Annotated in this window: 16 protein-coding genes; 10 read left to right on the forward strand and 6 right to left on the reverse strand. The window is 40.7% G+C overall.

Annotation, left to right across the window (positions count from 1 at the left end):
* Nucleotides 1-269 precede the first annotated feature (269 nt).
* The gene (locus tag ACQKNS_RS11610; protein WP_192206148.1) at nucleotides 270-620 is read left to right on the forward strand and encodes a hypothetical protein; all 351 of its coding nucleotides are present in this window, start codon (nucleotides 270-272) and stop codon (nucleotides 618-620) included.
* A 249-nt stretch (nucleotides 621-869) separates the two neighbouring features.
* Here ACQKNS_RS11610 and ACQKNS_RS11615 read toward each other — a convergent pair whose 3' ends face one another.
* Complete coding sequence (locus ACQKNS_RS11615) at nucleotides 870-1,628, reverse strand: DeoR/GlpR family DNA-binding transcription regulator (RefSeq protein ID WP_427644183.1); 759 nt, start codon at nucleotides 1,626-1,628, stop codon at nucleotides 870-872.
* Nucleotides 1,629-1,847: 219 nt separating this feature from the next.
* Between ACQKNS_RS11615 and ACQKNS_RS11620 the strand changes: the two genes are divergently transcribed.
* From ACQKNS_RS11620 to ACQKNS_RS11645, 6 genes are all read left to right on the forward strand, one after another.
* On the forward strand, nucleotides 1,848-2,600 hold the full coding sequence (locus ACQKNS_RS11620; RefSeq protein ID WP_076364522.1) for an ABC transporter ATP-binding protein: 753 nt from the start codon (nucleotides 1,848-1,850) through the stop codon (nucleotides 2,598-2,600).
* Nucleotides 2,593-4,209: an ABC transporter permease subunit gene (locus ACQKNS_RS11625; RefSeq protein WP_427643009.1), complete on the forward strand. Its 1,617-nt coding sequence runs from the start codon at nucleotides 2,593-2,595 to the stop codon at nucleotides 4,207-4,209. Before ACQKNS_RS11620 ends, ACQKNS_RS11625 begins: the two co-directional genes overlap by 8 nt.
* Before the next feature lie 13 nt (nucleotides 4,210-4,222).
* Nucleotides 4,223-5,215 (forward strand): extracellular solute-binding protein, encoded by a 993-nt coding sequence (locus ACQKNS_RS11630; protein ID WP_427643010.1) that lies wholly within the window; start codon nucleotides 4,223-4,225, stop codon nucleotides 5,213-5,215.
* Nucleotides 5,216-5,240: 25 nt separating this feature from the next.
* Entirely contained in the window at nucleotides 5,241-6,335 is a 1,095-nt protein-coding gene (gene phnW / locus ACQKNS_RS11635) for a 2-aminoethylphosphonate--pyruvate transaminase (RefSeq protein WP_427643012.1), read from the forward strand.
* The gene (gene phnX, locus ACQKNS_RS11640; RefSeq protein ID WP_427643013.1) at nucleotides 6,332-7,147 is read left to right on the forward strand and encodes a phosphonoacetaldehyde hydrolase; all 816 of its coding nucleotides are present in this window, start codon (nucleotides 6,332-6,334) and stop codon (nucleotides 7,145-7,147) included. The genes phnW and phnX overlap by 4 nt, the downstream gene beginning before the upstream one ends.
* Nucleotides 7,148-7,379: 232 nt before the next feature.
* Complete coding sequence (locus ACQKNS_RS11645; protein WP_427643015.1) at nucleotides 7,380-8,444, forward strand: NAD(P)/FAD-dependent oxidoreductase; 1,065 nt, start codon at nucleotides 7,380-7,382, stop codon at nucleotides 8,442-8,444.
* A 49-nt stretch (nucleotides 8,445-8,493) separates the two neighbouring features.
* On the opposite strand, the gene ACQKNS_RS11650 is transcribed toward ACQKNS_RS11645, so the two are convergent.
* The 4 genes from ACQKNS_RS11650 to ACQKNS_RS11665 all read right to left on the reverse strand — a co-directional run bounded on the left by ACQKNS_RS11650 (nucleotide 8,494) and on the right by ACQKNS_RS11665 (nucleotide 12,982).
* Nucleotides 8,494-10,440, reverse strand: coding sequence for an FtsX-like permease family protein (locus ACQKNS_RS11650; RefSeq protein WP_427643016.1), 1,947 nt, complete (start codon nucleotides 10,438-10,440; stop codon nucleotides 8,494-8,496).
* Nucleotides 10,430-11,191, reverse strand: coding sequence for an ABC transporter ATP-binding protein (locus tag ACQKNS_RS11655; protein WP_427643018.1), 762 nt, complete (start codon nucleotides 11,189-11,191; stop codon nucleotides 10,430-10,432). The genes ACQKNS_RS11650 and ACQKNS_RS11655 overlap by 11 nt, the downstream gene beginning before the upstream one ends.
* A gap of 100 nt (nucleotides 11,192-11,291) precedes the next feature.
* A complete protein-coding gene (locus ACQKNS_RS11660; RefSeq protein WP_427643019.1) occupies nucleotides 11,292-12,296 on the reverse strand; it encodes a sensor histidine kinase in 1,005 nt (334 codons plus the stop codon).
* Nucleotides 12,293-12,982 carry a response regulator gene (locus ACQKNS_RS11665; protein WP_427643020.1) on the reverse strand — a complete coding sequence of 230 codons (690 nt, stop codon included), beginning with the start codon at nucleotides 12,980-12,982 and terminating at the stop codon, nucleotides 12,293-12,295. The genes ACQKNS_RS11660 and ACQKNS_RS11665 overlap by 4 nt, the downstream gene beginning before the upstream one ends.
* Nucleotides 12,983-13,138: 156 nt before the next feature.
* Between ACQKNS_RS11665 and ACQKNS_RS11670 the strand changes: the two genes are divergently transcribed.
* Nucleotides 13,139-13,480, forward strand: coding sequence for a zinc ribbon domain-containing protein YjdM (locus ACQKNS_RS11670; protein ID WP_427643022.1), 342 nt, complete (start codon nucleotides 13,139-13,141; stop codon nucleotides 13,478-13,480).
* A gap of 57 nt (nucleotides 13,481-13,537) precedes the next feature.
* Here ACQKNS_RS11670 and guaC read toward each other — a convergent pair whose 3' ends face one another.
* Nucleotides 13,538-14,521 carry a GMP reductase gene (guaC, locus tag ACQKNS_RS11675; protein ID WP_427643024.1) on the reverse strand — a complete coding sequence of 328 codons (984 nt, stop codon included), beginning with the start codon at nucleotides 14,519-14,521 and terminating at the stop codon, nucleotides 13,538-13,540.
* Nucleotides 14,522-15,064: 543 nt separating this feature from the next.
* Between guaC and ACQKNS_RS11680 the strand changes: the two genes are divergently transcribed.
* Both ACQKNS_RS11680 and ACQKNS_RS11685 read left to right on the forward strand, forming a co-directional pair.
* Complete coding sequence (locus tag ACQKNS_RS11680) at nucleotides 15,065-15,949, forward strand: PHP domain-containing protein (RefSeq protein WP_427643026.1); 885 nt, start codon at nucleotides 15,065-15,067, stop codon at nucleotides 15,947-15,949.
* A 208-nt stretch (nucleotides 15,950-16,157) separates the two neighbouring features.
* Nucleotides 16,158-16,859 carry a GntR family transcriptional regulator gene (locus ACQKNS_RS11685; protein WP_427643028.1) on the forward strand — a complete coding sequence of 234 codons (702 nt, stop codon included), beginning with the start codon at nucleotides 16,158-16,160 and terminating at the stop codon, nucleotides 16,857-16,859.
* The last annotated feature ends 260 nt before the right edge of the window (nucleotides 16,860-17,119 follow it).

Consider the following 17,119-nt stretch of genomic DNA (forward strand, 5'->3'; position numbering starts at 1 on the left):
GTTCCATTTGTTCTTGATCATATTTTGCCAATAAGGACGCTAAATATGCATTTCGAGATTCGAGATGTCTTACAACATGAACGTTGACTCTTAAGGCATGTACATGTTACTTTACTTAATAAGATCTCAAATCGTAATTATTACGCTTTGTGTTTGAATAGGTGCTTGATGGCTTGCGGTTACGATGTCATAATGAAGTATCGGGCCGTATAGATTTTTCATACATATCTAAAAGGATTTAAATATAAACCAATTCGAGGTAGAGCCATATGAACGAAAGATTAATGGAGTTTTTATTGCGCGACGAAGTAACCAGACTATCTGGCGTCAAAAAACAAGTGTATGAATTCATCGTGAACGAAGAAGATTATCTTGCATCAAAGGCGGACACGGTCGATCAATTCATGAGATTGCTTGTAAAGCATTCACCTCCCAGGCTCGCAGCCCGTCATTTCAATATGCCCTACGGGGAAATCATTCGTTTCATGAATGAAATAGAAGATGAACTGAATGAGAGATTAGAGGAAAGATGCAAGAAAGTAAAGTGGATGGACTTCACGGAAAAGGACCAGCAGGCATTTGTGGAATATCATAGAAAGTTATATCTATTCGTAAATTAATAGGTTCATGAAAATGCCCCGGTATGAAAGGGCATTTTTTATTTGTTCAGAAACGTTAAACGGGAATCCGGCACAACCATTGTATGAATGGACCATAAGAGCAAGAATGAGGACGATTTGGAGCCGGATTGATTGTTAAAATGAGAACAATTAAATTTGCGGAAAGGGAGCGGATTTCTGAAATCAACTGCAACTTGAACAAAAAAACGGGAACTATACTACTGTATAGTTCCCGTTTTTTTCTTGCTTTTAAGAAAGGATCAAATGTGTGTCGGTCTCTTTAAACGAAGAGATAAAATCTTTATGTAAATGCTCGTCAGTGATGATGTAATCGATTTTATTCAGTGGCGATATCCCGATGGTCACGTCTTTCCCGAACTTTGAGCTGTCAGCGGCTACATAGACTTCCTGGGATAAATCAATGATTTTTTTCCGTGTATTCGCTTCTTCTAAATTATAGTCGGATATGCCTTTTTCAACGGTTATGCCACTCGCACAAATGAATGCTTTTGAAATATTCAATTCACTGAAGTTGAATAAGTATTCAAATGCAACGATGGATTGTTCATTTCGCCTGACTTTCCCCCCTATGATCAAAATCTCGATATCGCTATGAATGAGCTCATTTACAACAGGGATCGAACTGGTTATCACGGTCAGTTTCTTTTTCTGTTTTATATATTTAGCGATTTGATAGGTTGTCGAACCACTATCGATATAAATGCAATCTCCATCGTCGATATACTCACTGCATTTTTTGGCGATGGTTTCCTTTTCTTCTAATTGACTGAACATCCGTTCATCTATTGTCGATTCTCCAAACTTCGATTGAACCAGCTTGACGCCGCCGTAGATCTTTTCTATTTTTCCTTGCCTTGTAAGAAGGTTCATATCCCTTCTGATGGTTTCGATGGAAACTTGCAGTTCTTCAGTAAGCTCGGCAATCTTCATAACTTTTCTTATCGTTAATAACTCGATGATCTTCTTTTGCCTTTCAAGAGGAAGCATAAGTTTCACCTGCCTATTCTTCATATCTATCTTCCTGATTAGTGTACTGTTTACCATGAATATATTCAAGAAGTAGATGATGAAAATATCACTAGTTGGTCAAGAGTTGGTATGAAGTTAGTAAAAAAGTGTTCAACATTTACAGAGTATTTACAAAAAACTCAAATTCGTTTTACAAATGGCTTTTATACTAAGGGTGTATTAAAGGAGGTGAACGGTTTGCTAAAATTACAAAATATTAGCAAGCAATTCGATGGAAAATCAGTTTTGGATAATATAAATCTTGAAATTAAAACGGGGGAGATCGTTTCACTATTAGGACCAAGTGGAAGCGGCAAAACTACTTTATTACATATAATTTTGGGCTTGACGGGTATCAATCATGGAAAAATCATTTTCAATGATGCCGATTTGAGTAACGTGCCCATGAAAGACCGGGGATTTAATATCGTTTTCCAGGATTACGCCCTTTTCCCACATTTGAACGCCTATGAAAATATCGTTTATGGATTGAGGAATAGGAAAGGATCCGTTTCCAAGGAAGAGCTTCAGGAATACATCGACTTCCTGGAATTGACACCGCATTTGAAAAAAAGGATCAGCGAATTATCCGGGGGTCAGAAACAAAGGGTTTCGATCGCAAGGACTCTTGTGATGAAACCGAAGATCCTATTACTTGATGAGCCGCTGAGTGCTTTGGATGGTGTGATCAAGGAATCGATAAAGGAACGCATCAAGTCCATTGCCAGGGAATATAAGCTGACGACAATCATAGTGACACATGACCCGGAAGAGGCTTTGACGATGTCCGATAAAATTTTGATCATTAATCAAGGGAATATTTCTCAGTTTGGTTCACCACAAGAGATCATCAATCAGCCAGCCAATGATTTTGTTAAGCAATTCATTCTTAAACAACTGGAGATCAAGAGAGAAAATATTTATAACTTATTCGGTGAAAAGTATGCCTGAAGTAAAACCGGCAATGAGAATCATTTATATACCAATCTTACTGCTATTTGCCGCTTTTCTTTTCTTGCCGCTTGTCATATTGTTCGTCCGTTCCTTTGAAACGGCCGATGGAATCAATCTCTCGAATTATCTAACGGTCCTTTCGAATGCAGAGCTGATGAAGTCATTTGGAAACAGCGTGAATATCTCGGGTCTCACAGCCGTCATTACGACCGTTTTAGCCTTTTTCCTGGCCTATTCCATCCATTGCACCCGATTATATAGGCCATTAAAAAGTGTAATTAAAACAGGAATCCTGATTCCGATGCTGCTGCCGACAATCACATTCGGGTTTGCGATCATCTACTCTTTCGGCAATCAAGGGATCATCACGAAGATTTTTGGAAGGAATCTATTCGATATATACGGATTTAATGGTTTATTGATAGGTTATGTGATTTATACATTGCCATCAGCTTTTCTTCTCATTAATAATTCTTTCAAGTACATGGATAAAAAGTTCATCATCGTTTCAAAATTAATGGGTGATGGAACGATAAGAAGTTTCATGAATACGATCATACGGCCATTGGCGGGAACTTTGGGTGGAGCTTTTGTACTTTCCTTCATCTTGAGCTTTACCGATTTTGGGATACCGGCTTCAGTCGGCGGAACTTACTCCGTTGTTGCGACGCAACTGTATCAAGTCATGCTAGGTTCAATCCCTGATTTCAATAATGGTGCAGTGATTGCGATTCTCATGCTCATACCGGTAGTATTCAGTGTTTTCCTATTAAACTATCTCGAAAAATTGAACTTTCATTATGATAAATTCAGCGATATCGAATTGACCCGGCACAAAGGGAGGGATATCTGTTTTGGAGGTATCTCGCTGCTGGTCTTAATAGGGATGTTTTCAGTATTTGCGGTCATGTTCATTGCACCATTTTTAACTAGTTTCCCTTACGATCTCTCGTTCACATTAAAGCACTTTATCGACACCTTCCAATCGAGCGATATAACGGCAGTCTATAAAAATTCCTTATTCGTAGCCTTGATGACCGCCGTACTGGGGACGTTCATCGCCTTTAGCTCAGCTGTTTTGAATGTCCGGACGCCCCTTAAGGGGAAATCGACAATGGATGTCATTTCGATGTTGACGAATACAGTACCGGGAATGGTGTTGGGTTTATCGTATTTGCTGCTTTTCAACGGCAGCAGCTGGAAGGGTACCTTTGCCATCATCATTCTATGCAACATGGTCCATTTCTTTACGACACCCTATTTAATGGCAAAGAACTCATTATCCAAAATGAACCCTGCTTGGGAAACCACCGGGAATCTATTGGGGGATAGCTGGATCAGGACAATCTATCGTGTCATCCTGCCTAACTCGGCATCCACGGTCATCGAGATGTTCAGCTACTATTTCATCAATAGTATGGTGACGATCAGCGGGATCATCTTTTTGGTCACCGCCCAGACCACTTTGGTGGCCAGTAAAATTAAAGAGCTTCAGCATTTTGCCAAATTCAATGAAATATTCATCCTGTCTTTACTTATCTTTTTTACGAATCTAGTCGTGAAGCTGCTTTGTGATCATTATCAAAAAAGACAATTCAAACATTAATGAGGGGGATATTATGTTTAAAACGATGAAGATAGCCTTACTGTCTCTAGTTGCTTTAGGTTTGGTATTTGTATTGGTGGGCCGGGACAGCGGCAAAGCGGATGAGGAAAAGGTGGTCATTTATACGAATGGTGATGAAGAAGCCACTGCAGCAATGGAGACTTCCCTGAAAGGTGCCGGATACGAAGGGAAATATGTCCTTCAATCATTAGGCACATCCGAATTAGGAGGGAAACTGTTGGCAGAAGGCACTGAAATCGAGGCTGATGTCGTGACGATGAGTTCCTACTTCATCCAAAGTGCACAAGAACAGCACTCCATGTTTAAGGACCTGTCATTCAGTACAAAACCATTGGAACAAAATCCAGCTTATTATACGCCGATTTTGGCAAATACCGGTTCCATTTTTGTGAATACGGAAGTCCTCAAACAAAAAGGCCTGCCGATGCCGGCCACGATCAAGGACTTGACAAAGCCGGAATATAAAGGGCTCGTTTCAATACCTAACATCCTGGACTCTTCAACTGGGTGGCTGTTAGTTCAAGCAATTATCAGTCAATACGGTAATGCAGAAGGGAAAAAGGTTCTCCATGACTTAATAGCAAATTGCGGTCCGCATCTTGAGAGCTCAGGTTCAGGTCCAATCAATAAAGTGCAAGCAGGGGAAGTGGCTGCCGGTTTTGGTTTACGCTATCAGGCCGTGATGGCTAAAGAGTCGGGCTTACCGATCAAGTTTGTCGATCCTGCGGAGGGGAATTTCTCCTATACGGAATCCGTGGCTGTCGTGAATAAAGATAATGAAGCTAAAACAAGTTTAGCGATGAAAATGGCCGAAACGATCAGTAAAGATGCCAGGGAAGAACTGTTGAAACACTACCCGGTCGCACTATATGAAGGGGAAAAGGTGACGGAAAAGAACAAACCGGCCCACCCCAAGAAATACAAGCAGCCCTTAACGGTTGAATTATTAAAACAGCATCAAGAGTTCTTTAAATCAGCACAATGATAAATACAGTGAGGAGTGAAGGAAAATGAATACATATAAACTTTTAACGCCTGGACCGCTGACCACTACAAGTACGGTGAAACAGGAAATGCTTGTTGACCGCTGTACGTGGGAAAATGATTATAAAGAAATCACGCAAAAAATCAGAGCCCAGCTTCTTGAATTGGCATATGCTGCAAACGGAGAATATACGGCTGTACTTATGCAGGGAAGCGGATCGTTTGTTGTAGAATCTGTACTGACGACTGCACTTTCAAAATCCGATAAAGTGCTGATCATAACGAATGGCGCATATGGAAAAAGAATTGTGAAAATGGCCCAGTGCATCGGACTGAAACATGTGGAATATGGCGTGGAGTACAATGAATTTCCGAAGGAAACCGAAATCCGGAACATCTTACTGGAGGATAGTGATATCACACATATTGCAATGGTTCATTGTGAAACGACGACAGGGATTTTAAATCCGATAGAAATGGTTTCGAAGATATCAAAGGAACAAGGGAAAACCTTGATCATTGATGCAATGAGCAGCTTTGGCGGAGTGGACATGAATGTACCTGAACTCGGAATTGATTATTTGATCAGCAGTGCAAATAAATGCATTCAAGGAATCCCTGGTTTTGGTTTCGTCATTGCGAAGCTTGAGAAGTTATTGGCATGTGAAGGCAATGCCCGCAGCTTGTCCCTGGATTTATATGATCAATGGAAAGAGATGGACAAGGATGGGAAATGGCGCTTCACATCTCCGACACATGTAGTGGCCGCGTTTGCTAAAGCGTTGGAAGAATTAACGGAAGAAGGCGGCATTCCAGCAAGATTCGCCCGCTATAAAAATAATAATGATAGATTGAGGGAACTGATGGGTAAATTGGGCATCCATGCTTATATCTCACCTGATAAACAATCGCCCATCATTACAACATTCCTCTTTCCTGATGATGCCTTTGATTTTGGGGATTTCTACAATTATATCAAAGAGAGGGGTTACGTAATATACCCCGGAAAGCTGACTGACATAGATACATTCCGAATCGGCAATATTGGCGAAATCCATGAAGAAGATATCGGGGAACTTGGCGGGATCGTAGAAAAATATATGAAAGTGGTGACAGTATGAATAAGGTAGAGGGAATCATTTTGGATTGGGCTGGAACAGCTGTGGATTTTGGATGTTTTGCACCAGTGAATGTTTTTGTTGATATTTTTAAAAATGCTGGAGTGGACGTGACGATGGAAGAAGCCAGAGCTCCGATGGGCATGCTGAAAATCGACCATATTCGTGCGATGCTGACGATGCCAAGGATAGCTTCGTTATGGGAAGAACAATACGGAAGGCCATTCAATGAGGAAGACGTTGAAAAACTGTATGCTGAATTCGAACCGGCACTGATGATGTCATTGGCGGATTATACAGATCCAATTCCAGGGGTTATCGAGACAGTGGAAGTGTTAAGAAATCGCGGCCTGAAGATTGGGTCGACAACGGGTTATACGGATACAATGATGGAGGTCGTCGTAGCAAATGCTTTGAAAAAAGGGTATCGGCCGGATTTCCATGTCACCCCGGATGCAACCCAGTCGATCGGAAGGCCTTATCCTTACATGATATATCGGAATATGGAAGAATTGAAATTGACCGCATCATGGAAGGTAGTGAAGGTAGGGGATACCATTTCCGATATGCAAGAGGGAGTCAATGCTGGGGTATGGTCGGTCGGAATCATTGTCGGAAGCTCCGAGATGGGATTGAGTTTGAATGAATATACAAGTTTACCAGAACGGGATAAACAAAATCTCATCTCTAAAGCGGCAGACACCTTTATGCAAAACGGGGCAGACTTCACCATCAAAACAATCGAGGAGCTGCCTGAACTCATAGATCAAATCAACCTTCTTATTACAGAAGGGAAAAGACCTCGTTCAAGCTAACATCCGGTGCCAGAAAAGTGCAGCATCTTTCATCCTTGAGCAGGATTGAGAGTGCTGCACTTTTTTCACTTGCCTGAACATCATTACATTGCTTATTTTCTATCTCATTTATTATATGTATAAAAATTTTCCTGAGTTATTTAACGATGCTTGTTGTAAAAAATGAAAAAAGAGTGTACCATTAAATGAGAATGATAATCAATTACATTTGGTTACCGGGGAGTGGGCGTAAATGGAACAGCAAGATTTATTTGATGTAACGGTTATTGGGGGAGGGCCAGCAGGCCTTTACTCGACTTTTTATAGCGGACTTAGAGAAATGAAAGTCAAACTGATAGAATACCAGCCAAGGCTAGGCGGGAAAATTCATGTCTATCCGGAGAAAATGATTTGGGATGTAGGAGGGCTGACACCCACTACTGGGGAAAAATTAATTGAGCAGCTAGTGGAGCAAGGCTTAACATTCAATCCAACAGTCGTCTTGAATGAAAAAGTGGAATCCATCACACGCAATGAAGAAGGTATCTTCGTTTTACATACTGCTTCAGGTCAAATGCACTTTTCCAAGACGATCATTGTCGCGGTTGGCGGCGGAATTCTGAATCCGCAAAAGTTGGAAATAGACGGGGCGGAAAGGTTTGAGGTCTCCAATTTAAACTATACCGTTAAGTCTTTCAATCGATTCAAGGATAAGACGGTGATCATTTCAGGCGGCGGGAATTCTGCAATAGACTGGGCAAATGAATTGGAGCCCATCGCCAAAAAGGTGTACCTGACATACAGGAAAGATAGTTTAGCAGGACATGAATCACAAGCAAGGCAATTGATGGAAAGCTCTGCTGTTTGTTTCTTGAATACGACGATTACAAAACTGATTGCCTGCGCTGATCATGAATCAATTGAGCATGTTGAACTGACGAATCACGAAACGGGAGAGGTTTCTTACTTGCCGATTGATGAAGTCATCATCAATCATGGTTATGAGCGTGATACATCGCTGCTTCGAAATAGTAAAGTGGACATTGCCATTGCCGACAACTATTATATTGAAGGTACTTCTTCAAGTGAATCCTCGATGGATGGAATATACGCTGCCGGTGATATCCTTAAGCATGAAGGTAAATTGAACCTGATAGCAGGCACTTTTCAAGATGCAGCAAATGCCGTAAACAAAGCAAAGCAATATATCCAGCCTGACGCCCACGGAGTGGGGATGGTTTCTTCCCATAATGAAATCTTTAAAAAGCGCAACAGGGAATTGATCAAGGAAATGATGAAACCGGCTGGGGTGCTTTAAAGGGAAAATAAAAGCTCCAGGACCTCATGGGCCCTGGAGCTTTTAGCATTTATAGAGATTCTTTAATGACCTTCTTGTAATGGAATACGGATAGGATTCCGAAGATCGAATACAATGCCGTGTATAATGCCATGACGATGATCATTGGTGTCCAAACTTCGGTCCCGAATAAGAACCATCCTGATTGGACTGCGAAATAGCTGTGAAGCAGCCCGACGACTAAAGGAATGCCGAAATTGAAAACTTGTTTTGCTTGGATTCCTCTTAGTAAGTCACCTCGCGTGAATCCCAGTTTCCTCAAGATGGTGTAATTGGATTTTTCACCTTCACTTTCATCCATTTGCTTGAAATAAAGGATACAGCCGGATGTGATGAGGAAGGTTAATCCCAAGAAGCCGACGATGAACATGATAAGACCCATATTCTTCTTCTGGGTGTTGAACATTTCAAATTGGGAATCATTCACATGTTCTTCTTTAAAACTCATTTTATTGAATAGCTCATTCGCTTTTTCAAGTTCAGCTTCATCCTTCACATCAATGCCGATATTTACAGATGAAACTTTTTGGATTTTCGGGTCGACATCCTTTTTCAAACGATCGAATATCGTTTGGTCTACAATGGCAACGGGCAATCCGCCATTCGTGAAGTAATAGGACACGAAGGTATCATCATTTAATCCCATATATGTTTGCGGAATCACTTCGTGTTTGCCCTTCAGTTCAATTTTTCCGGAATCCTTCAAGGACATGACCTTCTCCATCATATTACTATATCCGCTGAAAAGGGTTTCATCTTCGGCGAGGTTGATTCCTTTAACGGATTCATCACTGATGACGGGAACGGTCATGATGTCCGGATCGAAGTTCACTCCTTCCAGGCTGGTTTCCATTATTTCCTTTACATTGACATTCACTTGAATGACATCGATCACCTTTTCATCATAATCAATTTTACTGTCTGATAAAGCTTCTTTGAATGTATCCGCATCTCCTTTATCCGTCATCGAAAAATCGGTAGGGATACTGCTTTGTGCCATTTTCTCCGCTGAGTAGTACGAGATATAGCTTAATGATAATAAACCGATCGCCAAAGCGGAAACGGTCGTGATGATCGTCAATAATATCGCATTCGATTTCATCCGGAACATGATGGATGAAAGGGACAATACTTCATTGATGTTCAAATAGCCATTTTTCTTTTTACGGATGATATTAAAAATGAAGCTTACGGAACCTTTATAAAATAGGTAGGTACCGATGATGACGGTTGCCAAAATGAAGATCATGGCCATAAATAGCTCGGTCATCTCTGTAAAAGCTCCATCGAATAATTTGGATGAAACGACATAGCCGGCAATGATCAGGATGATCCCGAATATCCCGATGATCATTTCGGCCATCGAAACCTTTTTCACTTTTCCTTCCGTCATTGAAGTCACTCTAAATAAAGATAAAATGGTTTGCCTTTTAATGAAGGCATAATTCATCAACATGATTAAAAGATAGATGGCGCTAAAAACGACCAAGGTTTGCACTAGCGGCTGAAAAGAAAATTTGAGAGTCGCGATTGCCTGGACACCCATTATTTTAAATAGTATCATGATGATCAATTTTGATGCGGCAAACCCTACAAAGATTCCCAGGAATACGGAAAAGAAATAAAGGATCAGGTTTTCCACACTCAGGATACGGAATATCCTGTTCTTCGTCATGCCTATCAATTGGAATAAGCCAATTTCTTTACTGCGTCTTTTAATGAAAATGCTATTGGCATATAAAAGGAATATGGAAACGATCGCAACAAGCAGGATTGATGCAGCCTTGATGGAGGCGGCACCTTTTACCGTACCCTCCGCTTCATCCAGCGCTGGGTCATATTGCAAGGTGACGAAGGCAAAGTACAAGGAAGCGCTGAAGATCAGGGCAAACACATACAGATAATAGTTCTTCAGATTCTTCTTCAGATTTCGCAAGATGAGTTGATTAATGCTCATTTTGAACTCCTCCCAATACACCTTGTGTTTTCATGATGTCCTTGAAGAAGGTTTGTCTGGATTGTTCACCTTTATTCAATTGTGTATATATTTGTCCATCTTTAATGAAAATGACTCGGCTGCAATAACTGGCCGCCACGGGATCATGGGTTACCATGATGATGGTCGCTTTGTGCTTACGATTCATTTCGCTCAGTTTGTTCAGTAAATCGGAAGCTGATTTGGAGTCAAGCGCCCCAGTCGGTTCATCCGCAAATATGATGCTTGGATCATGGATGAAAGCCCGTGCTGCAGACGTACGCTGTTTTTGACCGCCGGAAATTTCATTTGGGTACTTATCCTTCACTTCATATATGCCCAGTTCCTTCGCCACGCTATCAAACTTTTGTGCGGCTTCACTATTTGGCGTTTTTGTAATGGATAAAGGCAAAAGGATATTTTCTTTGACGGTAAGTGTGTCCAATAAGTTATATTCCTGGAAGATGAAGCCTAGATGGTTCTTGCGGAATTCGGCCAACTTCTTTTCTTTCATCCCCGAAATCTCTTTTCCACCGATCGTAATGGTGCCGTTGCTGATTTGATCGATCGAGGAAAGGACATTAAGCAAAGTCGTTTTTCCTGAGCCGGAAGCACCCATGATGCTTACGAATTCACCTTCTTGTATGCTTATATCTAGACCCTTTAATACTTCTTGTTTATTGAATTTATTACCATAGCTTTTATGGATTTTTTTCGCTTCTAATATATTCATTTGGATACACTCCTTCTTTTCTATATCCTCATTATAAAAGGCTATGAATTTCTTTTCCTTCGTTTGGACGAACAAAGAATAAAAGCATGTGACACTTTTGTCACATGCTTGTGATATTCACGAAATCATTTCTTTTTGGGAAGGTCAAGGTAACGGTCGTCCCGGTTCCAAGCTCTGATTTCACCTCAATGGAGATGAATAGGGGCTCGGCTGCATTCTTTGTTAAATATAAACCCATGCCAGTTGCCGCAGTGTCACGATGATTTGTCGTGGAAGTGAATCCTTTATCAAATATGCGGGATATATCCTTTGGGTCGATGCCCCGTCCAGAATCCGTCACTTCAAGAACCGTTTGTCCAGCCTGTTCATGGCTATATATCGCGATATCTGAGTTTTCACTGTATTTAATGGAGTTGGTCAAGAGCTGCCTTATGATGAAGGCTAGCCATTTGGCATCAGTAAGCACTTCGGTTACATCCAATTGTAAGTCGAAGCCGATCCCTTTTTGAATGCACCATGATCGCATCGTTTTAATCTCATCAAAGATTATTGTTTCCAAATCGGTTTTCTCTATATACAAATCATTCTCGATGAAAGGCATGCGCCTTTGATGGAGCTGCTGATCAAGAAGAAGGTGAATGCGCAGCCACTCATAAGTCAAGTGTGATTTCAGCAATTCATCATCCAAGCGGTCGATCATTAAATGCATCGCCGTCAATGGTGTCTTCACTTCATGAATCCAAGATAATAGATCATCCTTCTCCTGCTCTAAAGTCATTTGACCGATTGCTGCGGATTGTTTCAATAATTCGGTTTGATTAATGATGCTGTTTTCTATTATTTTTTCGAAAGGGCTCTCTGGTTCGGCTATATTCGTAACATCCAGGTTGTTTTCCCGCGCTTCCAAACTTTTATAAAAGTAGGTTTCTTTTTTATAGCGGTATATCAAAAACATACTGAACACGAGCAATGATAAAAAAACAATATACAGTATGGGCTTTAACGGTATCGCCGAATCAAGAAAAGCGACAAAGATAATGAATAGATGAAGAAGTATGTAGAATATGATCCAGCTGAACCTTTCCACGAGATATTTTCTGATCATGCATTGGCCTCTTCTACGGCGATATAGCCCTGTCCAACCTTCGTTTCGATGAAATGGCCTAAACCCAGTTCATCCAATCTCTTTCGTAAACGGTTCACATTCACTGTAAGGGTATTATCGCTTATGAAACGTTTGTCATCCCATAAACTATTGATCAATTCTTCGCGGCTTACGATCTTGTTTTTCTGTTCAATGAGCTTTTTCAGGATGAAAATTTCATTTTTCGTCAATTCGATTGTGCCAGACTCGGCCGAGACCGTATTCTTCTCGTAATCCACGGTTGCGCCGCACCAGGTTTTCAATTCGACCTTTTCGGTATTGTAGTTATAGACACGGCGAAGTGTGGCCTGTATCTTCGCGATGAGTACATCGAAATGAAAAGGTTTCTGGATAAAATCATCAGCGCCAAGCTGCATGGACATCACCATGTCGGTAGGATGATCACGTGAAGATAAAAAAATGATGGGGACATTGGAATGGGACCGGATCATTCTGCACCAATGAAACCCATCAAACTTCGGCAACTGTATATCAATGATGACCAAATCAGGTTTTATTTCCGTGAATTCCTGAACCACTTTACTAAAATCACCGACTCCGTAAATATCATAAGACCATTGCGCCAATCTATCTTTAATTTCATTGAATAACGTCGTATCATCTTCTATTAATAGTAGTTTAAACAAGGGGGTCACCGCACTTTCCAGCTTTTTCTTAAAAGTATATAGTAAAAACTCCATTGGTTCTAGGGGAAGGAGGAACATGAGATATAGTAGCTTGCCGGTTGTGTGTAAACCATTATTATATTAAAATTGACACTAATGAATGGAGGAAGTGAATTTATGTCTGATTTTCCTAATTGCCCTGCATGTAATTCAGAATATACATACGAAGATGGAAGTCTTTTTGTTTGCCCGGAATGCGCCCATGAGTGGGCGGTGGAAGCGGAAGCGGAAAATGGTGATCAAAAGAAGACGATCAAGGATGCTAATGGAAATGCCTTGAGCGATGGTGATACCGTTACGGTAATCAAGGACCTTAAAGTGAAAGGGAGCTCATCCGTCTTAAAAATGGGCACTAAAGTCAAAAGCATTCGTCTAGTTGATGGAGATCATGATATTGATTGCAAGATTGATGGTTTTGGTGCAATGAAATTAAAATCCCAATTTGTTAAAAAGGTATAATAAAAAAAACGGCCTAATCCAATGATTAGGCCGTTTTTTTACGTTAATGATTCCTTCTTAGTAAACTTTGTCACCGTTAAAGATTGAGTTCTTAACGACCACATAGTCCACATTCCGGATGGCTTCCAACTTGGTTCCGCCGGCATATGAAATGGAAGACTGAAGATCTTGTTCCATTTCCTTTAATGTATCTTCCAAAGATCCTTTGTGCTCGACATACATTTTTTTACCTTCAACGTTTTTCTTTTCACCTTTTTGGAATTCAGAAGCTGAACCAAAGTATTCTTTAAAGGCTTTTCCATCTTTCTCGATCGTTTGACCCGGAGATTCTTCATGTCCAGCAAATAGTGAACCGATCATGACCATGGAAGCTCCAAATCTAACGGATTTAGCAATATCTCCATTCGTGCGAATGCCGCCGTCAGCTATGATTGGCTTGCTTGCCGCTTTTGCACACCAGCGAAGTGCAGCAAGCTGCCAGCCGCCCGTTCCAAATCCAGTCTTGATTTTAGTGATGCAAACTTTCCCTGGCCCGATGCCGACCTTTGTAGCATCCGCACCGGCATGTTCCAATTCCCGTACCGCTTCAGGAGTTCCCACATTTCCTGCAATGACAAAGCTTTCAGGTAAATGTTTTTTAATATGCTGTATCATCTTTATCACGGCATTGGAATGGCCGTGTGCAATATCTATAGTAATGTATTCAGGCACAATGTTGTCAGCCGCTAATTGTTCAATGAATCCGTATTCTTCTTCTTTAACGCCGACACTGATGGAAGCGATCAATTCTCTTGAATGCATATCTTTAATGAAAGTCAGTCGTTTTTCTGGCTCAAAACGATGCATTACATAGAAGTAACCGTTTTCAGCTAAGTAAATGGCAATCTTCTCATCAATGATTGTTTGCATATTGGCAGGTACTACAGGTAACTTGAATGTATGTTTACCCAAAGTAACGGATGTATCACACTCAGAACGACTATTTACTACACATTTTGCAGGAATTAATTGAATATCTTCATAATCAAACACGTTTTCCATGTTATGCACCTCTATATACGAATATTTTTATCTTTATTTATTAAAATTGTTCGCCCAATAGGTAATGTACATCATTTTTGACGGTAAGTCAAAATTTTTTAATGGTTTTATTTTGATTTTATTTCAGTTTGATGGAAAATCCGCTACAGGGAAGGAAGCTGAAAAAGACGAACGAACAAGATTTCCAGTCCAGGCACTCGCCCCAATCAACTCGAATGTTTTTAAAAAGAAAAATCTGCCGGCGGTCTCATCCCGAACCTTGGTTAAGACAAGGTCATCCTTCAAGTTTTTTTACCGTAATCCTTAAAAGGATTGAAGAAATTTGCGAGACTCCTGCCGAATATCTGGCTAGCCGAGATACCGCTGGCGCTTACGGCAGAAGGGAATGGATTTCTGAAATGGTCTCCTGCTTTAAATACTTAAGTATTTTCACCAAACCGTATGACTTTTACACCTTTACGTTTTTTTACATCTGCTTAACGGGACCAACATGGCACTAAGTTAAAATGATGATGTGTAACGAATAAGAATGGGGGGATTGGCATGAAGGTTGAGTTACATTGTCATACGAACATTTCAGATGGTTCCAGTTCTTTTGAAGAACTATTGGAGGTTGCAAAAAGGGAGAGCATTGGCCATTTAGCGATTACGAATCATGATACAACGATGAGATTGCAAGAGATGGTGGAGCGTGGAAAGGAAATAGGAATTGAAATCATCCCTGGTATAGAAGTTTCTGGTTATGACTTTGCAAGAGGAAGGCGTGTACATATTTTGGGCTATTTTGTTGAGCCTGGTCATAAGGCACTTGAGGAGCTATGTAATCCGCTGATTCTTAAGAGGAATGCAGCTTCTGAAAAAATGGTGGAACGTCTGATTCAAGCAGGATATCGAATAACTTGGGATCAGGTTTCTAAATTCAAGGGAGGAACCGGTGTTTATAAACAGCATATTATGCTGGCACTAAGGGAATCGGGGTATACGGATTCTATCTATGGGGATTTATATAAGAAGATCTTCAGTCGCGGCCAAAATGGAGAAAAGCCAGGCATTGCCTTTATTCCTATGGAGTATGTGGATGCCATCCTTGCTGTAAAGGCAATCCGTGCTGCCGGAGGCGTACCGGTCCTTGCTCATCCTGGACAATACGGGAGCTTCGAAATGATTCCTGATCTTGTAAAAGCAGGGCTTGAAGGGATTGAAGTTCTTCATCCGCATCACGGTCATGAAGAAGAGGAAAGAGCCATTTCTTATGCAGATCAATTTCATCTCATTAAGACAGGAGGTTCGGATTTTCATGGTGATTATGGGGAGAAGCCGATTCGGCTTGGCAGCATGAGCCCTGGAAAGGAATGTGTGGATGCTTTGAAATCAAGGAAAAAAAGCATGTCCATTCATGATGTGGTATTGAAAAATATCGATCTATGAAACCAGGAATTTTGCTGTGAAAGCGACCGTTCATATGCTGGATGCCGTTTGAAAAGATCCATAAAAAAAGTATTCCCTTTCGTTCTGGTAATTGACCAGGACTTTTTTTTACAAGAAAATCATGGTAGCTTCATATTTTCTCATTACACTGACATTAACAAGGAAAAGTAGGTATTGATCAGATCTAATATTTAAAGGGGGCTTTCTGTTGGCGGAAAAAAACTTTTTAGTGGATCATTTAATATCGGAAATTAAGAGTGGGACCTTTCAAATGGATAAAAAGTTACCTTCAGAACATATACTCGCTGATCAATTTAATGTTCCAAGAATGGTTGTCAGGAAGGCATACGAGCAGCTTCAAGATTTAGGCTTTATCTATTCAAAGCAAGGGAAGGGAAGTTATGTCCAGGAAAGCAAGAAGCAAATTCCGCTAATTCTATCGGGAGATGTGAGTTTCACCGAGAAAATGAAAGAATTCCAGTTTTCCTTTCAAACGAGTACCATTTTTTGCGACGAAATTGCTTATGATCAGAAGATTTTTCAAAGCCTAGAGGCGGAAAGGGATGACAAGGTCTTTAAAATTGGCAGGCTTAGGTTAATGGACGATTTCCCGATTGCTCTTCATACATCGTATGTAGCAAAGTCCACTTTTCCTGACATTGAAAAGGACGGTCCTGATATTACCTCTATGTTTCAATATTATAGGCAGCGTGGCTTCGTGGAATTCGGATCCAGCAGCAGCACACTGAACGTGATTTTTCCTACTCTTTTCGAACGGGATATTTTGCAGTGTTCAAGTTTAATTCCACTTTTGCAAGTGGAATCGTTATGCCGCGATAAGCGGAGCAACCAAGTCCTTGAGCATACGGTCATAATCTATCGAAGCGATTGTTTCACATATGTTATATAAAAACTTCCATTCCAGATATCGTACGAATTCACCAGTAAATGCTCTGAATTCACGAGTAAAAGTACGGAACTCACGAGTAAATGCCTTGAATTCACGAGTAAAGGTACGAAACTCACGAGTAAAGCTCGATTTGACGGTAATGGCACGAAATTTTGAATAGTCCATGCCAGGCTTTAACAAACTTCATACAAAGATTTACTCTTTCTTAACGTACGTTCACTTGGCAACAAGATACATTGAAGATGTAGCGGGAAACTAAA

Source organism: Peribacillus sp. NPDC094092 (genome assembly GCF_050279365.1).
Classification (GTDB): domain Bacteria; phylum Bacillota; class Bacilli; order Bacillales; family DSM-1321; genus Peribacillus.